The following is a 16725-nucleotide window of genomic DNA, read 5'->3' as shown; positions in this document are numbered from 1 at the left end:
AAAGAAAAAAGAGCTGCTGAATTAGTTATTGCCAATAAAGAACTGCTTTTTCAAAACGAAGAGAAAGAAAAAAGAGCTGCTGAATTAGTTATTGCCAATAAAGAACTGCTTTTTCAAAACAAAGAAAAGGAAAAAAGAGCTGCTGAATTAGTTATTGCCAATAAAGAACTGCTTTTTCAAAACGAAGAGAAAGAAAAAAGAGCGATTGAATTAATTATAGCCAATAGAGAACTTGCTTTTCAAAACCTGGAAAAGGAAGAACGAGCTGAAGAACTCGACTTCGCAAACAAGAAACTGGCATTTAAAAACCAAGAAAAAAGAATCCAGACAGCAGAACTAAACTTAGCTAACAGAGAACTTGTTTTTCAAAACGAAGAAAAAGAAAAAAGAGCTGCTGAATTAATTATTGCTAATGCAGAGCTTAAAAAAGCAGAGGAGTATCAAAAAGAATACATTAATGGATTAGAGAAAATGATGTTTATGACCTCCCACAAAGTGAGACAACCAGTTGCAAATATTCTAGGTTTATCTTTTTTGCTTGAGCAGGAAATAAATTCCCCAGATGAAATCAAAGAATCAATAAATTATATCCGACAATCAGCTTTAATTCTTGATACATTCACAGAAGAACTAACATTATTCATTTTCAATTTGGGTGAAAAAGGAAAAAATAAAATCATGTGTAAATAAAATTATTTATTACAATTAATAGTATTGCAAACACCATCCCCAATGTGTGTATTAAAAAAATAGGGTTTAACTTTTTAATTAAAAAGTTAAACCCTATTTTTTTTTAATAACAAAAAACGAGTAGAGAATTAATCTTCGAATATAGATTAAGATCAACTGTCAGTATTTCTTTACTAACTATTTCTAGTCTTATTTTTATAAAAAAAAATCTCCCCTAACATATATTTAATATACTTAAAAATATAAACAAATGATTATGAGCCTATTAATCAAAATATTAACATTTTGAATATGTGAATTTCACAAGTTATACTTCTAATTGTATAATACTTAAAGTCTAGAACAAACCAATCTTTGTGGTATAAAATACTTAATCCCCTAAATCAAAAAAAATGAAAGCTAAAAATTTAATGTTAACCTTTGCAATACTATTTATTGCATTAATTTCTGGTTGCGAAAATGACGATTTCCAAGAAATTGAAGGCGTTTGCCCGGTTGTCTTATCGACAAGTCCTGATAATGGTGCAATTAATATTGCTTTAGACAAAACTATCACAGTAGTTTTCAATGAAGAAATGAATGCGGCAACTTTTAATCAATCCTCTTTTACTTTACAAGGATCTGCTTTAGTTGCAGGAACAGTATCATTAAACGGAGACACTGCTTCGTTTGTTCCTACAAGCCCACTTACTCCTAACACAACTTATACAGGAAGAATTAAAACATCTGTTAAAGACTTAACGGGCAATGCTTTACAAGTTGATTACGTTTGGACATTTAGTACTGGTTCAACAGTTACTCCAATGGTAATTGCTACTGATCCAGTAAATAATGCCACTAATGTATTCCTTAATAAAATTATTACTGCTGATTTTAACATGGCAATGAATCAAGCAACTATTAATGGGACAACTTTTACATTAAAACAAGGGACAACACCAGTAGCAGGAACAGTTTCATACATTGGAAAAACTGCTTATTTTACTCCTACTACTCCATTAACAGCTAATACAGTATATACTGGAACCGTTACTACAGGAGCTAAAAATGTACAAGGAACATCATTGACAAATAATTTTACATGGACATTTACTACTGGATCTGTTACGGCTCCTAAAGTAACCGCTACTGACCCAGCAGATAATGCTACAGGTGTTGCTGTTAATAAGATTATTACGGCTAACTTTAGCACAGCAATGGATCCTTTGACTATAAACGCTACCACATTTACTTTAAAAAATGGTAATACAATTGTACCAGGAGTTGTTTCTTATTTAGGTACAACACTATCTTTTAATCCTACAAATAATCTTTTAGCAGGAACTACCTACACTGCTACAATTAATACAGGAGCAAAGAATCTAGCCGGTATGTCATTAGCTAACGACTATGTTTGGAACTTTAGCACTAATTCAGCTGTAATTGGAAATACCGTAAATCTTGGTTCAGCAGAAAGATTTGGAATTTTATCAGGTGTTGGAGTTAGTAACAACGCTGGTTTTAGTGTAATTAATAATATGGATGTGGGTATAAGCCCAGGTGTTCGTTCTTCAATTACAGGATTTCCTCCTGCAATTATAGTGAATGGTGCAATTTACGCTTCTGACGATATTGCCCCTGCAGGTGTAGCGGCTATGTTAACCCAAGCGAAACTAGATTTAACTAATGCCTATCTTTTTGCTGAAGGAGCTTCTTATAGCGCACCTATAACGGTATCAGGCGATCAAGGTGGAAAAACACTTGTTGCTGGTATTTATAAATCAACTTCTACGCTTTTAGTACAATCAGGTGATTTAACACTTAGCGGTAGTGCAACTGATGTTTGGATTTTCCAAGTAGCATCTGCTTTTACCACTATAGGTGGAGCTGGTGGAAATATAAAACTTACCGGTGGAGCTCTTGCTAAAAATGTCTTTTGGCAAACTGGAAGCTCAGCAACTATTGGAGATTACACTTCATTTGTAGGTAATATATTAGCCTTACAATCTATAACAATGGGATCACATTCAACTGCTCAAGGTAGAATGCTTGCCAGAAATGGAGCTGTAGTAATGACTCACACAAACATAATCACTAAGCCGTAAAAAGATGAAAACTAAAACTAATTTTAAAACAGGATCATGCATTGCATGGTCCTCTAATAAACTGACCATTAAAAGTATTGCAATAATTGCATTGGGATGGTTAAGTATTCAAACTCCCGTTCAATCACAAGAAACGCAAGTAATCAAGTACACAAAACCTTCATGGTATTTTGGAGTTGCTGGTGGTACCAATTTTAATTTTTATCGTGGTTCAACTCAACAATTGAATGCTGGTTTCACCCCCCCTGCTGCGTTTCATGACGGAAATGGTGTTGGACTTTTCATAGCACCGCTTTTAGAATACCGCCCTGCTGATTCCAGATGGGGTGTAATGCTTCAAGCTGGATATGATAACCGTAAAGGATCTTTTGACCAAATTGTTACTCCATGTGACTGTCCAGCAGATTTATCTACAAACGTAAGTTATATTACTGTGGAACCAAGTTTACGTTTTGCTCCTTTTAAATCTAATTTTTATCTATATGGTGGTCCACGTTTGGCTTTCAATATGGATAAATCATTTAACTATCAATTAGGAATCAATCCCGCATATCCGGATCAAGCAGCCAGTCCTGCAGTAACAGGAGATTTAAGTGATGTCAAAAAAACTATTTTTTCAATGCAAATTGGAGCTGGTTATGATATTCCTCTTTCATCGGATACGAACAAAACACAATTTGTATTGTCTCCTTTTGTTGCTTTTCAGCCTTATTTTGGTCAAAATCCACGTTCAACAGAAACATGGAATATAACAACTCTTAGAGCTGGTGTAGCGCTAAAAATGGGACAAGGACATAATATCCAAGAATCAACTGATATGTTGAAGGATCATGAAGTTCAGTTTTCTGTAAACTCACCTAGTAATGTTCCTGGTGACCGAAGAATGACTGAAATATTCCCACTTAGAAACTATGTGTTCTTTAATGTTGGATCAACTGAAATTCCAAATCGTTATGTTTTATTGACTAAAGATCAGGTTAAAGATTTCAAGGAAGACCAACTGGAAGTTTTTGCTCCAAAAAACTTGTCAGACCGTTCTAAAAGACAAATGATTGTTTATTATAATGTTTTAAACATCCTTGGAGATCGTATGCAAAAAAATCCTTCATCGACAATTACTTTGGTAGGTTCATCAGAGAAAGGTAATGAAGATGGTCTTGCAATGGCAGAATCAATCAAAACCTATTTGGTAAATGTATTTGCTATAAATCCTTCCAGAATTACGACTAAAGGTCAAAACAAACCGAATATCCCATCAGAACAACCAGGTGCAACACTTGAATTGGAACTGTTACGTGAAGGAGATCGCAGAGTTTCTATAGAAAGTACTTCTCCAGATTTATTGATGGAATTTCAAAGTGGTCCTGATGCCCAATTAAAACCTGTACAAATTGTTCCTTTACAAGAAGCACCAGCTGAAAGTTATGTTACGTTCAGCAATAAAGGAGCTAACGAAGCTTTGTCTACATGGTCTTTACAAATAACTGATGAACAAGGAAAAGTACAAGCTTTTGGACCTTACACACAAGAAGAAATAAGTATTCCTGGAAAATCAATTTTAGGTAGCCGTCCAGAAGGTGATTACACCGTGAAAATGATTGGTCAAACTAAAAGTGGTAAAATTGTAGAGAAAGAAACTCCAGTTCATATGGTACTTTGGACTCCGGCAAAAATGGAAGAAGGTACAAGATATAGCATTATTTATGAATTTAATAAATCTAAAGCCATAAGTATCTATGAAAAATACCTTATTGAGGTAGTAACACCAAAAATTCCTGTTGGAGCAACAGTTATTATTCATGGTCATACTGATATTATTGGTGAAGAAGTTCACAATCAAGATTTATCTTTAGCTCGTGCTAATGATGTGAAAAGCATAATCGAAAGTGGTTTATCTAAATCCGGCAGAAACGATGTTAAATTTGAAGTACTTGGATATGGTGAAGACGAAAATAAATCTCCTTTTGAAAATAAAACCCCAGAAGAACGTTTTTACAATCGTACCGTAATAATCGATATTATTCCTGCAGCTAAATAAGGCATCTGAATAAGGAATATGATTTTTATAAATTTCAAAAAGAGGATAGAAACTTAAAAGTCTATCCTCTTTTTTTTGTTTAATTTTTTAAATTCTTAGTAAAGACAACTCAATGAATAGCATCAAATTAGGAATAAATGATATTCATTTTTTTTACATTACTATTTAAAACTAAAATTTTAACAAAAAAATCATTATTTTTACTAATCACTTTATGTTAATTATGACTGCAAACGAGAAAATCCTTACCAAGTTCTATACTGCTTTTGCAAATGCTGACGCCGCAACAATGTGTGAATGTTACCATCCAGATATTCAGTTTCGGGATCCCGTATTTGGTTTATTAAAAGGAAATGATGTATGCCAAATGTGGAAAATGCTAATAGAAAGCAGTAAAGGGAACATAAAAATTGAATTCTCAGATGTAAAAGCAGATGAATACATTGGTGCTACTCAATGGATAGCAACCTATAATTTTAGCAAAACCAATAGAAAAGTTGTAAATATTATTCAGGCCCAATTTCAATTTAAAAAGGGACTCATCATAAAACATTCCGATTATTTTGATATTTGGAAATGGTCTAAACAAGCATTAGGGACGACAGGATATTTATTAGGATGGACGGGCTTTTTTCAAAATAAAATACACCAAAAAGCACTATTATCATTGAAGAAGTATAAAAAAACAAATCATGCTAATTGAAACTTTAAAATCGTTATTCGATAGAGATTTAAATAAATTAAAATCGGAGATTGAGTTATACCAGAATGAAAATAAAATTTGGCATATTCAAAAAGACATCACTAATTCCGCTGGAAATCTTTGCTTGCATTTAATAGGAAATCTAAATACATTCATTGGAGCCGAATTTGGAAAGACAGGCTATATTAGAAACAGACCACTTGAATTTTCGCTTAAGAATGTCCCAAGAGGAGAATTAATAAACAAAATTGAAGAAACCATTGTTGTCGTTAACAATGCACTCAATAACGTATCGGAAGAAGAATTAAAAAAGGAATACCCCCTTTTAGTTTTTGAAACCAAGACTTCAACTGAATTTATGCTGATACATTTGACTACTCATCTTGCTTATCATCTAGGTCAAATCAATTACCACAGGCGTTTATTAGACTCTTAAAAAAATTAAAATAATAAAAAAATTGACATTGTATTATTCGTTTTTAAACTATTATATAAACGAATTTAAATCTAAACTACTACCCTAAAAACGGATATGAAATAATAGTTATAATACAAAATTTGTATGATACAATTTTCCAAAAATCCCTTGCCATTTCAATCCAACAGAAAATATTCTGTTTTAGAAATTCTTCAATTTATAGTACTGTCTTGTTTGATTCTGTATTTTGGTAAGACACTTTTTATTCCATTAAGTTTTTCACTACTCATTAGCTTTATTCTGTATCCCATTTGTAAATGGATGGAAACAAAAAGTATCAATAAAGGTATTGCTATTGTTATTTGCATTTTAGGAGTAACACTTCTCGTTGGATCTGTTATTTATTTATTGTTTACACAGTTCTCGGAGTTCCTGCAAGAATGGCAATCATTGCGGGTAAAACTTGCAGACACCATGAATCAATTGAGTATTCTTCTTTTTGAAAGGCTTGATATCAGTGTTGAAAAACAATCCGAATTTGTTAAATATACGCTCGATAACTCTGGTTCACAAGCATTTTCAATATTACGCAACACGGCCTATTCCCTATCAGAATCACTATTTATTCTATTAATGATTCCCGTTTTTGCTGCGCTCATACTTTATCACCGCCAAATATTATCGAATGCGCTCTATGAACTTTTTCCTCCAGAGAAAAAAAGTACCATTCATGAAATCCTCGTTGAAACCATTCATACCTATTATAATTTCATAAAAGGTATGTTGATGGTATATTTAATAGTTGGACTTTTAAACAGTGTTGGACTACTGATTATTGGAGTGCCACACCCATTTTTATTTGGTTTTATAGCCTCAATTCTAACTTTTATCCCTTATGTGGGAATAATGATATCGTCGCTTTTGCCCATTGCAGTTTCCTGGATAACGTATAATTCAATTTGGTATCCGTTAGGAGTCATTCTAGTCTTTTCTATTGTTCAAGCGCTTGAAGCCTATATCATATTTCCTTTTGCAGTGGGAAGCCGTTTGAAAATAAATACACTTGTCATCATTATCGTGGTAATTGTAGGAGGCATTTTATGGGGTGCTGCAGGAATGATATTGTTCATTCCGTTCGTTAGTGTCGCAAAACTGATTGCAGACCGCACACCAAGTTTAAAAACAGTATCAGTGCTATTAGGTGATGGTGAACAAAAGAAAGCTTCAAAATAATCTACTTCAAAATATCAAAATCAAACGCCCAATCCAACTCATTTTTGTACCATAATTGCCCTTGTGAAACTTGGAGTGGACAGTCAAAATTATTGGTATACAATGCTCCGGTTCCTAATCCTTGAGGCATGGAATTGTGCTGTAAAAAAGTCCATTGTGCAATCGCATTTAGTCCAATATTACTCTCCAATGCTGAGGTAATCCACCACCCAATTTTATGCTTTTCAGCCAATGAAATCCATTCTTGAGTGCCTCGAAAACCACCTACAAAACTAGGCTTCAAAATAATGTATTGTGGTTTGATTTTCTCCAATAATTGTTCTTTTTCAGCCCATCTAAACACACCTATCAACTCTTCATCCAAAGCAATAGGAAAAGGAGTAGTTTTACATAGCTCTGCCATCCTGTCAGTATGATTTTTTTGTATCGGTTGTTCAATACTATGTAATTTAAATTCAGACAGTTGTACTAATTTATTTAAAGCTATATTTTCATCAAAAGCGCCGTTTGCATCAACACGAATTTCGACTTGTTCCGGAGTGAAATGTTCCCGAATAAACCGCAATAATTGTAGTTCTTTATCGAAATCTATCGCTCCAATTTTAAGTTTAATGCATCGAAAACCTTGCGCTAATTTTTCTTCGATTTGTTGTTTCATAAACGACTCTTCTCCCATCCAAACTAAACCGTTTATCAGTATCGATTTTGCACCATTTGTAAAGTCCGAAGGAAAGAGTAAAAAAGGAGTTTCACTCACTAAAGATTGGAACGCCATTTCAACTCCAAATTGAATGGACGGAAACTCCAATAACGCTTCCCAAAGTTGGTCTTGCCCAAGGTGAATATTATCGCAAGTCCATTGTAATTTTTCTTCATAATCCGGTCGATCATCAATACTCAATCCGCGAAGAATTCCGCATTCTCCAATTCCTTTTTTGCCGTCTTGTTCCAAGATAATAAACCAAGTTTCTTTCTCGGTCATGACGCCACGGGAAGTTCCTGACGGGCGTTTGAAATTAAGAATGTATTTGTGGTAGGTTGCTTTCAAAAAATTATGAATTATGAATTATTTGAATCCGTGAAAATAATAGGAAAATGGTCATTCTTATATTGGTCAATTAAAACACCAAGCACTTCCAATGCATCACCTTCAGGCGAACCCATTTTAGCATCAAAAATAACTTCAAGTCTTTCAAGAGCTCGATTGTAATCATCTTCTGTTTCTATAGACTGAATATCCATTGTAATTAATTTTTATCAAGACTTAAATGCCCTTCTATTTCTTATATGGTAAAAAAAAATCTCTTCTTTAAACCATATAAGACAATTAAGTAAACATAAGTTTTAAAATTTCAAGCTATTTCTCCATCAACTTCAAAACTTTTTCAAAATCATCATTTTGAATACCTACTTTCTTGAAAGTCTCAAAATCCTGTTTTACTTTTTCAGTCCAACTCAAACTATCGGTTACATTTTGAGATTGGTATTCTTTGTAAATAGCTTTGGCCGAGGAATAGTTATTATTCAATAAATACGCGTGCGCCAAATTCAGCTTTATCAATAACTCCGAATCATCAAGCTTCTCGCCTTCTTTTAGGAATTTAATCGCTTTGCCGTATTGTTTGGTTAGAATATAACTGCTTCCAATTGCATTGTAATCCAAAACAGTTGCTTTATTATTGTTAATTATCGTGTTCAGTTTGGCAATTGCGCCTCCATAAAGTCCTTGCTTAGCTAAATCTGATGCTTGCTTACGCAAACTATTATAAACTACATTAGAAGCGCCCGTTTCGTTAAAACAGCTGTTTCCAAAATCCTTAAAAGCTTTAGAACGCTCTATTGCCAATAATTTTTGGAATTCCTTGAACTTGTATTTGGATTGTATTTTATCGAGAATACAAACGCAAAAATCATCTGAATTGGTCATTTTCTGAGCCATATTCGATGTTTTGCATTGATCTATGATTTGTTTTCTATTTTCAAGCGTCCAGCCACGACTGAGTTTGTTATCGACCCACGGCACGACTTCGAGAATGATTTTCTGGTTCATGATCCAGTTTTTACTTTCGAAACCAAACCATAAATTCCCCGAATTCGATTTCATACAAGCTGCTTTCTCTGTAGAAAGCCGTTTGGCATCTTTACTGACCGGCGTATCCTGAACCAGACAAGCGTCATCGGTTTTTCCGTTTTCTTTATATTTTGAAGCTAAATCACCGCTTGAAAAAACGGCATATTTACATTTATCATCTCCTGATATCTTAGATAAGATAAAAACTGCTCCTGCTGAACCTTGACTGATTCCCGTTGGGTCTGGAATGGCTTTTAAAACTGAAACCAAACTACCTGCCATTTGCTGATTTTTATCCAAAAGTGTTATTCTATAAACTACTTCGGTGGTTCCCTCAGGGAAATCTTGGGTTTTAATAATTATTCTGTCTCTTGCAGAAACTGAAATTTCTTCAGTAGTAGCACGAGCTTTGTCCCAATAACCGTCTTTTTGAGAAAAAATAATATTTGTTGTAATTAGAAATAAAATTAAAACAATGAAATTCTTTTTTTGCATGATTGAATTACGTTCTTAAAAAAATTAACCTCAAAATTTGCGATCCCGAAGCGTCGGGATTCGCAAGGTTCACAAGGTTTTAAATCAACGAAAGCCCTAGCCCAGATTACTTCACTTAACTTTTATTTACATAGGAGTTCAGTGAACTTCGTTTGAAGTGAAAATCCTTTTTTAAAGCTTCCAGCCTTTTTTAGGCTGGAAGCTTTAAAAAAGATTGCAACGAATAGCTGGAGATTGCTTCGAAAAACTCGCAATGACATTATAATTCGATGAAACTTCCTATTTCCAGCAGCATCAAATCTTTTCCCTTATCGAAAAATTTGCGAATGGCGTCTTCATGATCGATTTCGATATAACCAAAAGTGTCATAGTGATACCCCAGAATTTTATCGCAATCCAAGAAATCAGAAGCAACGATAGCATCCTCAACATCCATGGTGAAATTATCGCCGATTGGCAGAATCGCCAAGTCGAGTTTGGTGCGCATACGAATCAATTTCATATCCATAGTAAGCGCCGTATCGCCAGCGATGTAGATATTTTTATGTTCGCCTTCTATAACAAAACCGCCCGGATTTCCTCCGTAACTGCCGTCAGGAAAGGAACTGGAATGAATCGCATTTACATATTTCAGTTTCCCAAAGTCAAAATTCCAGCTACCACCGTGGTTCATGGGATGCGCCTGAAAGCCTTTTACAGCATAATGACCTGCAATTTCAGCATTAGAAACAATTACCGCATTGGTTCTTTTGGCAATTGCTTCCACATCCAGAATATGATCTCCGTGTGCATGCGTTATCAAAATATAATCGGCTTTTAAGGTGTCAATATCAATATAAGCAGCTTTTGGATTAGCCGAAATAAAAGGATCTACAATTATATGTTTGCCGCCAACTTCTATCCCCAATGAGGCGTGACCGTAAAATGTTATTTTCATTTGAATTAAATTTTAAAATAGACTAATTTGAGTTTAATAATTATTCACAATCAAATCCGAAAAGAAGAAAATCATGCACAACGCCAGCAATACAGAAAGGGCAAAAGTGCTTAACGCCAGTTTTTTTAATTCGGGATCTAATTCCTTAGGATTGTTGTTTTTATAAACGGTAATTAAATGTTTAGTTAAAGGGATGTAAGCTAGTAAAAACAAATATTGATCAAAGTGAAAATGGTCTACAATTGCAAAAACCAATACTAAAACCATTGCGGTTACAATCAGAAAATAATGATATATTTTAGCTTTGGCTCCGCCAATTTTTACAACAATCGTATTTTTATTTGATTTCCTATCCGATGCTTCGTCACGCATATTGTTCAGATTTAAAACGCCAACGCTCAATAATCCAATAGCTATTGCAGGTAAAAACAATTCAAAATCCAGTTGTTTTGAATATAAAAAATTCACTCCCAATGTACTTACCAACCCAAAAAAAATAAAGACAAAAACATCGCCAAATCCTCTGTAGCCGTAAGCCGTATTTCCAACCGTATAGCGAATAGCAGACACAATAGACAAAATACCTAATACTAAATAAAACAAGGAATACCACAAATTAGTATCCTTAAAGGCATAAAAAATTAACAGCATTGCAGAAAGCAACGTCAATGCAGATGTGATTATAATAGCGCGCTTCATAGCCTCCGGGGTAATCACACCGCTTTGTATGGCGCGTTTTGGACCTACTCTGTCTTCATTATCTGTTCCTTTCATTCCATCACCATAATCATTGGCAAAATTAGAGAGTATTTGCAATCCAAGTGTGGTCAATATGGCAAAGCCAAAAAGCCGCCAATTGAAAACTTCTGTTGGGGTTAATATAGCGTCCGTTGGGTGCGCCAAAGCATACATGCTTCCAACAATTATTCCAGATACAGATAATGGTAATGTTCGTAAACGTGCGGCTTCAATCCAGTGTTTCATTTTTTTTTGTTTAATCGTTGATTTGGTTAATTGTTGTCGGCTAAACGAACCAACAATTAAACTCCTTAAATTACATCCAATTACTATCAGACGTTTCTATTTCGTACAACCAAAGGTTGATATATTGTTTAATTTTTAAATAATCTCCCAACTGGAAAGCAATATTTCCTCCAGCGGTGTGTAACGTTATTGAACCTATATTCAGGTTTTTATGCCAAAAAAGTTGCGATGTCGTAACCGCTTGAATTTTACTTGGCTCTATAATTTCATTACTAATATCCCATGCACCACTTTGTCTAATAATGAAATGATCATTGATAAAAAGACGGTTATTTCTATATTTAAAAAACTGAATTATCCCAACAAATACAACATAGAAAGCAGCCAAGATATCTAAAGTAGGAAATTGTAAAACTACCTCATCCCGCAAAAAATAAAACACAAACAAAGGTAAACCAATTGTAAGAAATATAGAAAATCCAAGCTTCCGAAAATTAGGTTTTAATACCACTCCTTTTTCAGGGATTTTATTAAATAGTAATTTCAAAATTTCATACTGTTCAAATTCATTGCAACCTGGAATTTCAATTGCAGCTTTTCGTTCTTCTTTCTCTCCGCTGGTCGCCTGCTTGATTTTCATTTCAAGTATATTCATTTTCTTTTGAAAATAATTACTGGACACGGATACAATTTGAACTTTTTCAGGTTTGATAATCGTACTTTTTGTATTCAACAAACCAAAGGAAAGCAACAATGAACCCGTTTGTTTTGTGATTCTAAAATCAAAATATCTAAAAACCATTCTAAAGACATTCATAACCAGAATCACACTAAAAAGAAGAAGAATCAATATTGGAATCATTTCCAGCATTGCACTTCCCTTTAAATACGAATCAATTTTAGATTCATCGATGGTCGATTCGCCAAAAATTCTTTTTACATTATCATAAAACGTAATGGAGAACGCCAACAAAATGAAGAAACTCTTCACATAATTAGTTGAAATTCCAACTTTTAACAAACTCAAAAAACTGATTTTTATAAAAGGTAATTCTTCAATATCAATCGAATCCTCTTGTATTTCTGCATCAATTTTATCCGAAACTACTATTGTTTTGTTCGTTTCATTTTCTAATAAATGCGCTTTCAACACTAAAGCTAAATCATGGGAAATGGCTTTGATTGCCACTTCCGTTTTATTAGCCCCGGCAGTATCCACATCGAGTGTATGCACTCCAATAATTTTTTGAATAAAGGACTGTTTAATCGTTACTTGCTGGATTTTATTGAGTTGAATAGTTATTTTTGTTTTATTTAAAATGCCTTCTGTAATAACAAACTCTTGATTTTCTTTATCTAAAAAGAAAGTGAAATTCAAATATTTAAGATAGGCAATGATTCCAAAAACCAACAAAATAACCAGTATCCCCAGTATCAAATAAACCGGATTGAGTTCTTTGAATTTAAAAATCCAAACAACAAGTATCGGCCAAAGCGCTTTACCAAAATGACGAATGGTATCAAAAAAAAGCACCAAAATACCAACTATAGACTGCCTTTGCGGTTGACTAAAATCAGCTCGCATTACAGTTGTTTTTGTATTTTACCCATCAAAAGTTGTTTGATATTTTCGGCCTGTTCTTTCTCAATTCCGGGAATTTCTATATCACTGGAACTACCTCCAGCAGTGAAAATTTCAATTTTAGCCAATCCAAAGTAACGTGAAACCATTCCTTCATGCAAAGCTACGTGCTGTATTCTATTATAAGGAATTACAATTGTATTTGTAGCGATAATTCCATATCTAAAAAGCACATCGTGTTCCCTGAAAGCAAAGCCTTTTTTCTTAAAACTTAGGTACGAAAAGAAAATAAAAATCAGGATAAAGAGTCCAAAAGCACTACCAATTTCCAATTGATATGCCACTAATTCCTCAATTTTCACTAACGCAAATCCCAAACCAATTGCCAGCAACAGAAACACTGTAAACGAATTAATCAAAATCACTTTCCAGTAGGATTTTTTCAAACTTAAAAAAAGTACTTCCTCAAATTTAGGAAGCTGCGTGATATCTATAGTTTCGTTACTAAAGTTTTCCATTTATAAAATTTAGTTTAAAATTTAAGGTTTAAAAAGTTTAAAGTTATTGGTAAAACAACTTTAAACTTTAAGTATCAAACTTTTTTTATGGCAACCATTTTTTCTCAAAATTTGGTTTACGTTTTTCCAAGAATGCATTTCTTCCTTCTTTGGCTTCTTCAGTCATATATGCCAAACGTGTGGCTTCACCGGCAAAAACCTGTTGCCCCACCATTCCGTCATCAGTTAGATTCATAGCGAATTTTAGCATTTTGATAGCCATTGGTGACTTGCCTAATATTTCCTGCGCCCATTCATAAGCTGTATCTTCTAATTCAGCATGTGGAATAACGGCATTGACCATTCCCATATCCATAGCGTCCTGAGCCGAATAATTGCGTCCCAAGAAGAAAATCTCACGAGCTTTTTTCTGTCCGACCATTTTAGCCAAATACGCAGAACCGTAACCGCCGTCAAAACTCGTTACATCAGCATCGGTTTGCTTGAAAATTGCGTGTTCTTTACTCGCCAAAGTCAAATCGCAAACTACGTGTAAACTGTGTCCGCCACCAACAGCCCAACCTGGAACTACGGCAATAACAACTTTAGGCATGAATCGGATTAAACGTTGTACTTCTAATATATTTAAACGATGTTGTCCATCTTCTCCCACATAACCTTGATGACCACGTGCATTTTGATCACCACCGCTACAAAAAGAATACACGCCGTCTTTAGACGAAGGTCCTTCTGCAGAAAGTAAAACCACTCCAATCGAAGTATCTTCCTGCGCATCGTAAAATGCATTGTATAATTCGGAAGTTGTTTTTGGTCGGAAAGCATTACGCACATCCGGTCTGTTAAAAGCTATTCTGGCAACGCCATTGCATTTCTTATAGGTTATATCCTCGTATTCTTTGACAGTGATCCAATCCATTACAATTGATTTAAATTATTTCAGTGTAAAATTAAATCATTTTTTACATTTTATCTATTCTATTTTAGAGAAGCTTGTGGTAATCTTTCTCTGATTAAACAATCAAAAATGTTAAAAAACTAAAAAAAAATAGAATATTAACAGACAGTAATTAAAATTATCCCTAATTTTAAATATTGCTAATCAGGAGAATATAACTTGATTAGTTTGATTACTTCACTGATTTATTAACCTAAAAAATGTTTTTTTTGAATACAATTAAAAATTTTGTTGCTCCTTTTTCGATGGTAATAAATTACAATACGATTTCTGAAACCAAGATAAGTGAGCTAATGAGAAGGTCATTTGCCCCAATAGTAAAAAATAAAGAGTAACACCTACGGTTAAAAATAAAGATTTGCATTCCCGCCCAACAAATAAGTTGTGCATTAATAAAATAATTATTTTCAGGAAATTAATCTTTTAATATATACAAAACCAATGGCTTTAATGTGAAATTGATTCTTAGCTTCTAAGCAAGTGTTTGGACATTTAAAGACAAACCATTTAAAAAAGTAATTTGCGCTTAAGTCAATATTTTTAAAGTAGTATTAAGGATACTATTAGTTATAAAAGCGAATAAATATACTTTTAAAAATGAAATTAAAATTATTTTATTGCTGATAGAATTTAATATTCTAAAACAGCATTAAAAAGAGAAAGACTAACCGTTTTCGATTAGTCTTTCTCTTTTTTATTCCTTAACCAAGTAAATTCCGTCTTCCTTGATTTCGATTAATTTCTCCCTGTACAAAGCACCAATGGCTTTCTTGAAGGTTTTCTTACTCATTTTCAAGACCGTTTTAATGTCTTCCGGATGTGAATTATCAGTCAAGCGCAAGAAACCTCTGCTGGCTCTTAACTCATCCAGAATTTTCTCGGCATTCGGCTCTATACTTTGATATCCTTGAACTTGCAATGCCACATCAATTTTATTGTCCGGACGAATCGTTTTAATATAACCTCTCATGCGGTCTCCCGTGCGAATTGCATCATCATACACCTCATCTTTGTACAACAATCCTTTGTGTTTTTCGTTGATAATCACATTGATTCCTAATTCAGTGATATGGGAAACGATTAAATCTACCTCTTCACCTTTTTCAACTGTAAGGTGGTCATTTTTTAAAAACTGATTCAATTTACTGGAAGCCACCAAACGATTCGTTTTTTCGTCCATATAAAGATACACCAAGTAGCGTTTTCCTTTTTCCATAGGACGCGCCTGCTCTTTGAACGGAACCAAAATATCTTTTTCCATTCCCCAATCCATAAAAGCACCAATCTGGTTGGTATAATTCACACGCAAAAGTGCAAATTCATTCAATAATATATAAGGTTCTAATGTGGTTGCTACTGGTCTTTCTTCATGGTCCAAATACACAAAAACAATCAACTCCTCGCCTATTTCAAATTCGTTTGGAACGTATTTATTAGGTAACAGAATATCATGTATTCCTTCAGGATCTTTTTCTGGATTCCCCAGAAACAAACCCACTTTGGTATCGCGTAAAATGGTAAGCGTATTGTATTTTCCTATTTCAATCATTTTCTTTCAATTTCTAAAGCGCAAAGGTACGAAGTTTGAAAATAGTAGCACGAAAAAATCACTTCATAAAAAAAGCGCCAACAAAGGCGCTTTTCATTTTTATATCTATTATTAATTGTAAACACTCTCTTTTCCAAAATGAACAGCTAATAAATAATACACGACAACTCGGTATTTATTTTTATTGGAACGACCATATTTTTCCAATACAGCATCAATTCCAGCATCTAAATTAGCGCCATCAGCAAGTCCTAATTTCTTAATTAGAAAATTATTTTTCACCGTGTCCAATTCAGATTGTTGGGTTCCGGCAACTGTAGCCGAATCGGCATTATAAATTGACGGACCACAACCAATAGTTACTTTTGTCAATAAATCCATATCAGGATTAACGCCACATTTGTCTTTCAAATCGGCTGCATACTTCACAATTAATTCGTCTCTTGCACTCATAAATAAAAATTTAGT

16 protein-coding genes are annotated in these 16725 nt (G+C 33.8%); 6 read left to right on the top strand and 10 right to left on the bottom strand.

The features are described from left to right. The 6 genes from ACM55H_RS13305 to ACM55H_RS13280 all read left to right on the top strand — a co-directional run. Positions 1-690, top strand: a 690-nt coding sequence (locus tag ACM55H_RS13305; protein WP_416836946.1) for a histidine kinase, incomplete at its 5' end; no start/stop codon positions are given. Positions 691-1082: 392 nt separating this feature from the next. Beyond that, entirely contained in the window at positions 1083-2774 is a 1692-nt protein-coding gene (locus ACM55H_RS13300; protein ID WP_416836945.1) for an Ig-like domain-containing protein, read from the top strand. A 4-nt stretch (positions 2775-2778) separates the two neighbouring features. Then, entirely contained in the window at positions 2779-4812 is a 2034-nt protein-coding gene (locus ACM55H_RS13295; RefSeq protein WP_416836944.1) for an OmpA family protein, read from the top strand. Positions 4813-5035: 223 nt separating this feature from the next. Beyond that, a complete protein-coding gene (locus ACM55H_RS13290; protein ID WP_416836943.1) occupies positions 5036-5515 on the top strand; it encodes a nuclear transport factor 2 family protein in 480 nt (159 codons plus the stop codon). Next, positions 5505-5951, top strand: a complete 447-nt coding sequence (locus ACM55H_RS13285) for a DUF1572 family protein (protein ID WP_416836942.1) — start codon at positions 5505-5507, stop codon at positions 5949-5951. The genes ACM55H_RS13290 and ACM55H_RS13285 overlap by 11 nt, the downstream gene beginning before the upstream one ends. Before the next feature lie 126 nt (positions 5952-6077). Further along, positions 6078-7166, top strand: a complete 1089-nt coding sequence (locus tag ACM55H_RS13280; protein ID WP_416836941.1) for an AI-2E family transporter — start codon at positions 6078-6080, stop codon at positions 7164-7166. Position 7167: 1 nt separating this feature from the next. Here ACM55H_RS13280 and ACM55H_RS13275 read toward each other — a convergent pair whose 3' ends face one another. The 10 genes from ACM55H_RS13275 to ACM55H_RS13230 all read right to left on the bottom strand — a co-directional run bounded on the left by ACM55H_RS13275 (position 7168) and on the right by ACM55H_RS13230 (position 16710). After that, positions 7168-8214, bottom strand: coding sequence for an o-succinylbenzoate synthase (locus tag ACM55H_RS13275; RefSeq protein WP_416836940.1), 1047 nt, complete (start codon positions 8212-8214; stop codon positions 7168-7170). An 11-nt stretch (positions 8215-8225) separates the two neighbouring features. Next, positions 8226-8408: a hypothetical protein gene (locus tag ACM55H_RS13270; protein WP_416836939.1), complete on the bottom strand. Its 183-nt coding sequence runs from the start codon at positions 8406-8408 to the stop codon at positions 8226-8228. 115 nt (positions 8409-8523) lie between these two features. After that, positions 8524-9732, bottom strand: a complete 1209-nt coding sequence (locus ACM55H_RS13265; protein ID WP_416836938.1) for a tetratricopeptide repeat protein — start codon at positions 9730-9732, stop codon at positions 8524-8526. A gap of 259 nt (positions 9733-9991) precedes the next feature. Beyond that, on the bottom strand, positions 9992-10669 hold the full coding sequence (locus ACM55H_RS13260; protein ID WP_416836937.1) for a metal-dependent hydrolase: 678 nt from the start codon (positions 10667-10669) through the stop codon (positions 9992-9994). Between the two features lie 33 nt (positions 10670-10702). After that, the gene (gene menA, locus ACM55H_RS13255; RefSeq protein WP_416836936.1) at positions 10703-11653 is read right to left on the bottom strand and encodes a 1,4-dihydroxy-2-naphthoate octaprenyltransferase; all 951 of its coding nucleotides are present in this window, start codon (positions 11651-11653) and stop codon (positions 10703-10705) included. Positions 11654-11723: 70 nt separating this feature from the next. Further along, positions 11724-13238, bottom strand: a complete 1515-nt coding sequence (locus tag ACM55H_RS13250) for a PH domain-containing protein (protein WP_416836935.1) — start codon at positions 13236-13238, stop codon at positions 11724-11726. Then, on the bottom strand, positions 13238-13753 hold the full coding sequence (locus ACM55H_RS13245; RefSeq protein WP_416836934.1) for a PH domain-containing protein: 516 nt from the start codon (positions 13751-13753) through the stop codon (positions 13238-13240). The genes ACM55H_RS13250 and ACM55H_RS13245 overlap by 1 nt, the downstream gene beginning before the upstream one ends. Positions 13754-13838: 85 nt before the next feature. Then, positions 13839-14669, bottom strand: coding sequence for a 1,4-dihydroxy-2-naphthoyl-CoA synthase (locus ACM55H_RS13240; protein WP_291247932.1), 831 nt, complete (start codon positions 14667-14669; stop codon positions 13839-13841). 733 nt (positions 14670-15402) lie between these two features. Continuing rightward, the gene (locus ACM55H_RS13235) at positions 15403-16257 is read right to left on the bottom strand and encodes a CvfB family protein (RefSeq protein ID WP_416836933.1); all 855 of its coding nucleotides are present in this window, start codon (positions 16255-16257) and stop codon (positions 15403-15405) included. 111 nt (positions 16258-16368) lie between these two features. After that, positions 16369-16710, bottom strand: coding sequence for a DUF2853 family protein (locus ACM55H_RS13230; protein ID WP_416836932.1), 342 nt, complete (start codon positions 16708-16710; stop codon positions 16369-16371). Positions 16711-16725 lie beyond the last annotated feature (15 nt).

The organism is Flavobacterium cryoconiti (genome assembly GCF_048158645.1).
Classification (GTDB): Bacteria; Bacteroidota; Bacteroidia; order Flavobacteriales; family Flavobacteriaceae; genus Flavobacterium; species Flavobacterium cryoconiti.
Note: the sequence above shows the minus strand (reverse complement) of the source record. Positions and strands in the feature narration are given on the sequence as shown.

Excerpts from the sequence above, each read along its gene's own strand:
- ACM55H_RS13300 (WP_416836945.1), top strand. The coding sequence starts at position 1,083 with ATGAAAGCTAAAAATTTAATGTTAACCTTTGCAATACTATTTATTGCA.
- ACM55H_RS13295 (WP_416836944.1), top strand. The coding sequence starts at position 2,779 with ATGAAAACTAAAACTAATTTTAAAACAGGATCATGCATTGCATGGTCC.
- ACM55H_RS13290 (WP_416836943.1), top strand. The coding sequence starts at position 5,036 with ATGACTGCAAACGAGAAAATCCTTACCAAGTTCTATACTGCTTTTGCA.
- ACM55H_RS13285 (WP_416836942.1), top strand. The coding sequence starts at position 5,505 with ATGCTAATTGAAACTTTAAAATCGTTATTCGATAGAGATTTAAATAAA.
- ACM55H_RS13280 (WP_416836941.1), top strand. The coding sequence starts at position 6,078 with ATGATACAATTTTCCAAAAATCCCTTGCCATTTCAATCCAACAGAAAA.
- ACM55H_RS13270 (WP_416836939.1), bottom strand. The coding sequence starts at position 8,408 with ATGGATATTCAGTCTATAGAAACAGAAGATGATTACAATCGAGCTCTT.
- ACM55H_RS13265 (WP_416836938.1), bottom strand. The coding sequence starts at position 9,732 with ATGCAAAAAAAGAATTTCATTGTTTTAATTTTATTTCTAATTACAACA.
- ACM55H_RS13260 (WP_416836937.1), bottom strand. The coding sequence starts at position 10,669 with ATGAAAATAACATTTTACGGTCACGCCTCATTGGGGATAGAAGTTGGC.
- menA (WP_416836936.1), bottom strand. The coding sequence starts at position 11,653 with ATGAAACACTGGATTGAAGCCGCACGTTTACGAACATTACCATTATCT.
- ACM55H_RS13250 (WP_416836935.1), bottom strand. The coding sequence starts at position 13,238 with ATGCGAGCTGATTTTAGTCAACCGCAAAGGCAGTCTATAGTTGGTATT.
- ACM55H_RS13245 (WP_416836934.1), bottom strand. The coding sequence starts at position 13,753 with ATGGAAAACTTTAGTAACGAAACTATAGATATCACGCAGCTTCCTAAA.
- ACM55H_RS13240 (WP_291247932.1), bottom strand. The coding sequence starts at position 14,669 with ATGGATTGGATCACTGTCAAAGAATACGAGGATATAACCTATAAGAAA.
- ACM55H_RS13235 (WP_416836933.1), bottom strand. The coding sequence starts at position 16,257 with ATGATTGAAATAGGAAAATACAATACGCTTACCATTTTACGCGATACC.
- ACM55H_RS13230 (WP_416836932.1), bottom strand. The coding sequence starts at position 16,710 with ATGAGTGCAAGAGACGAATTAATTGTGAAGTATGCAGCCGATTTGAAA.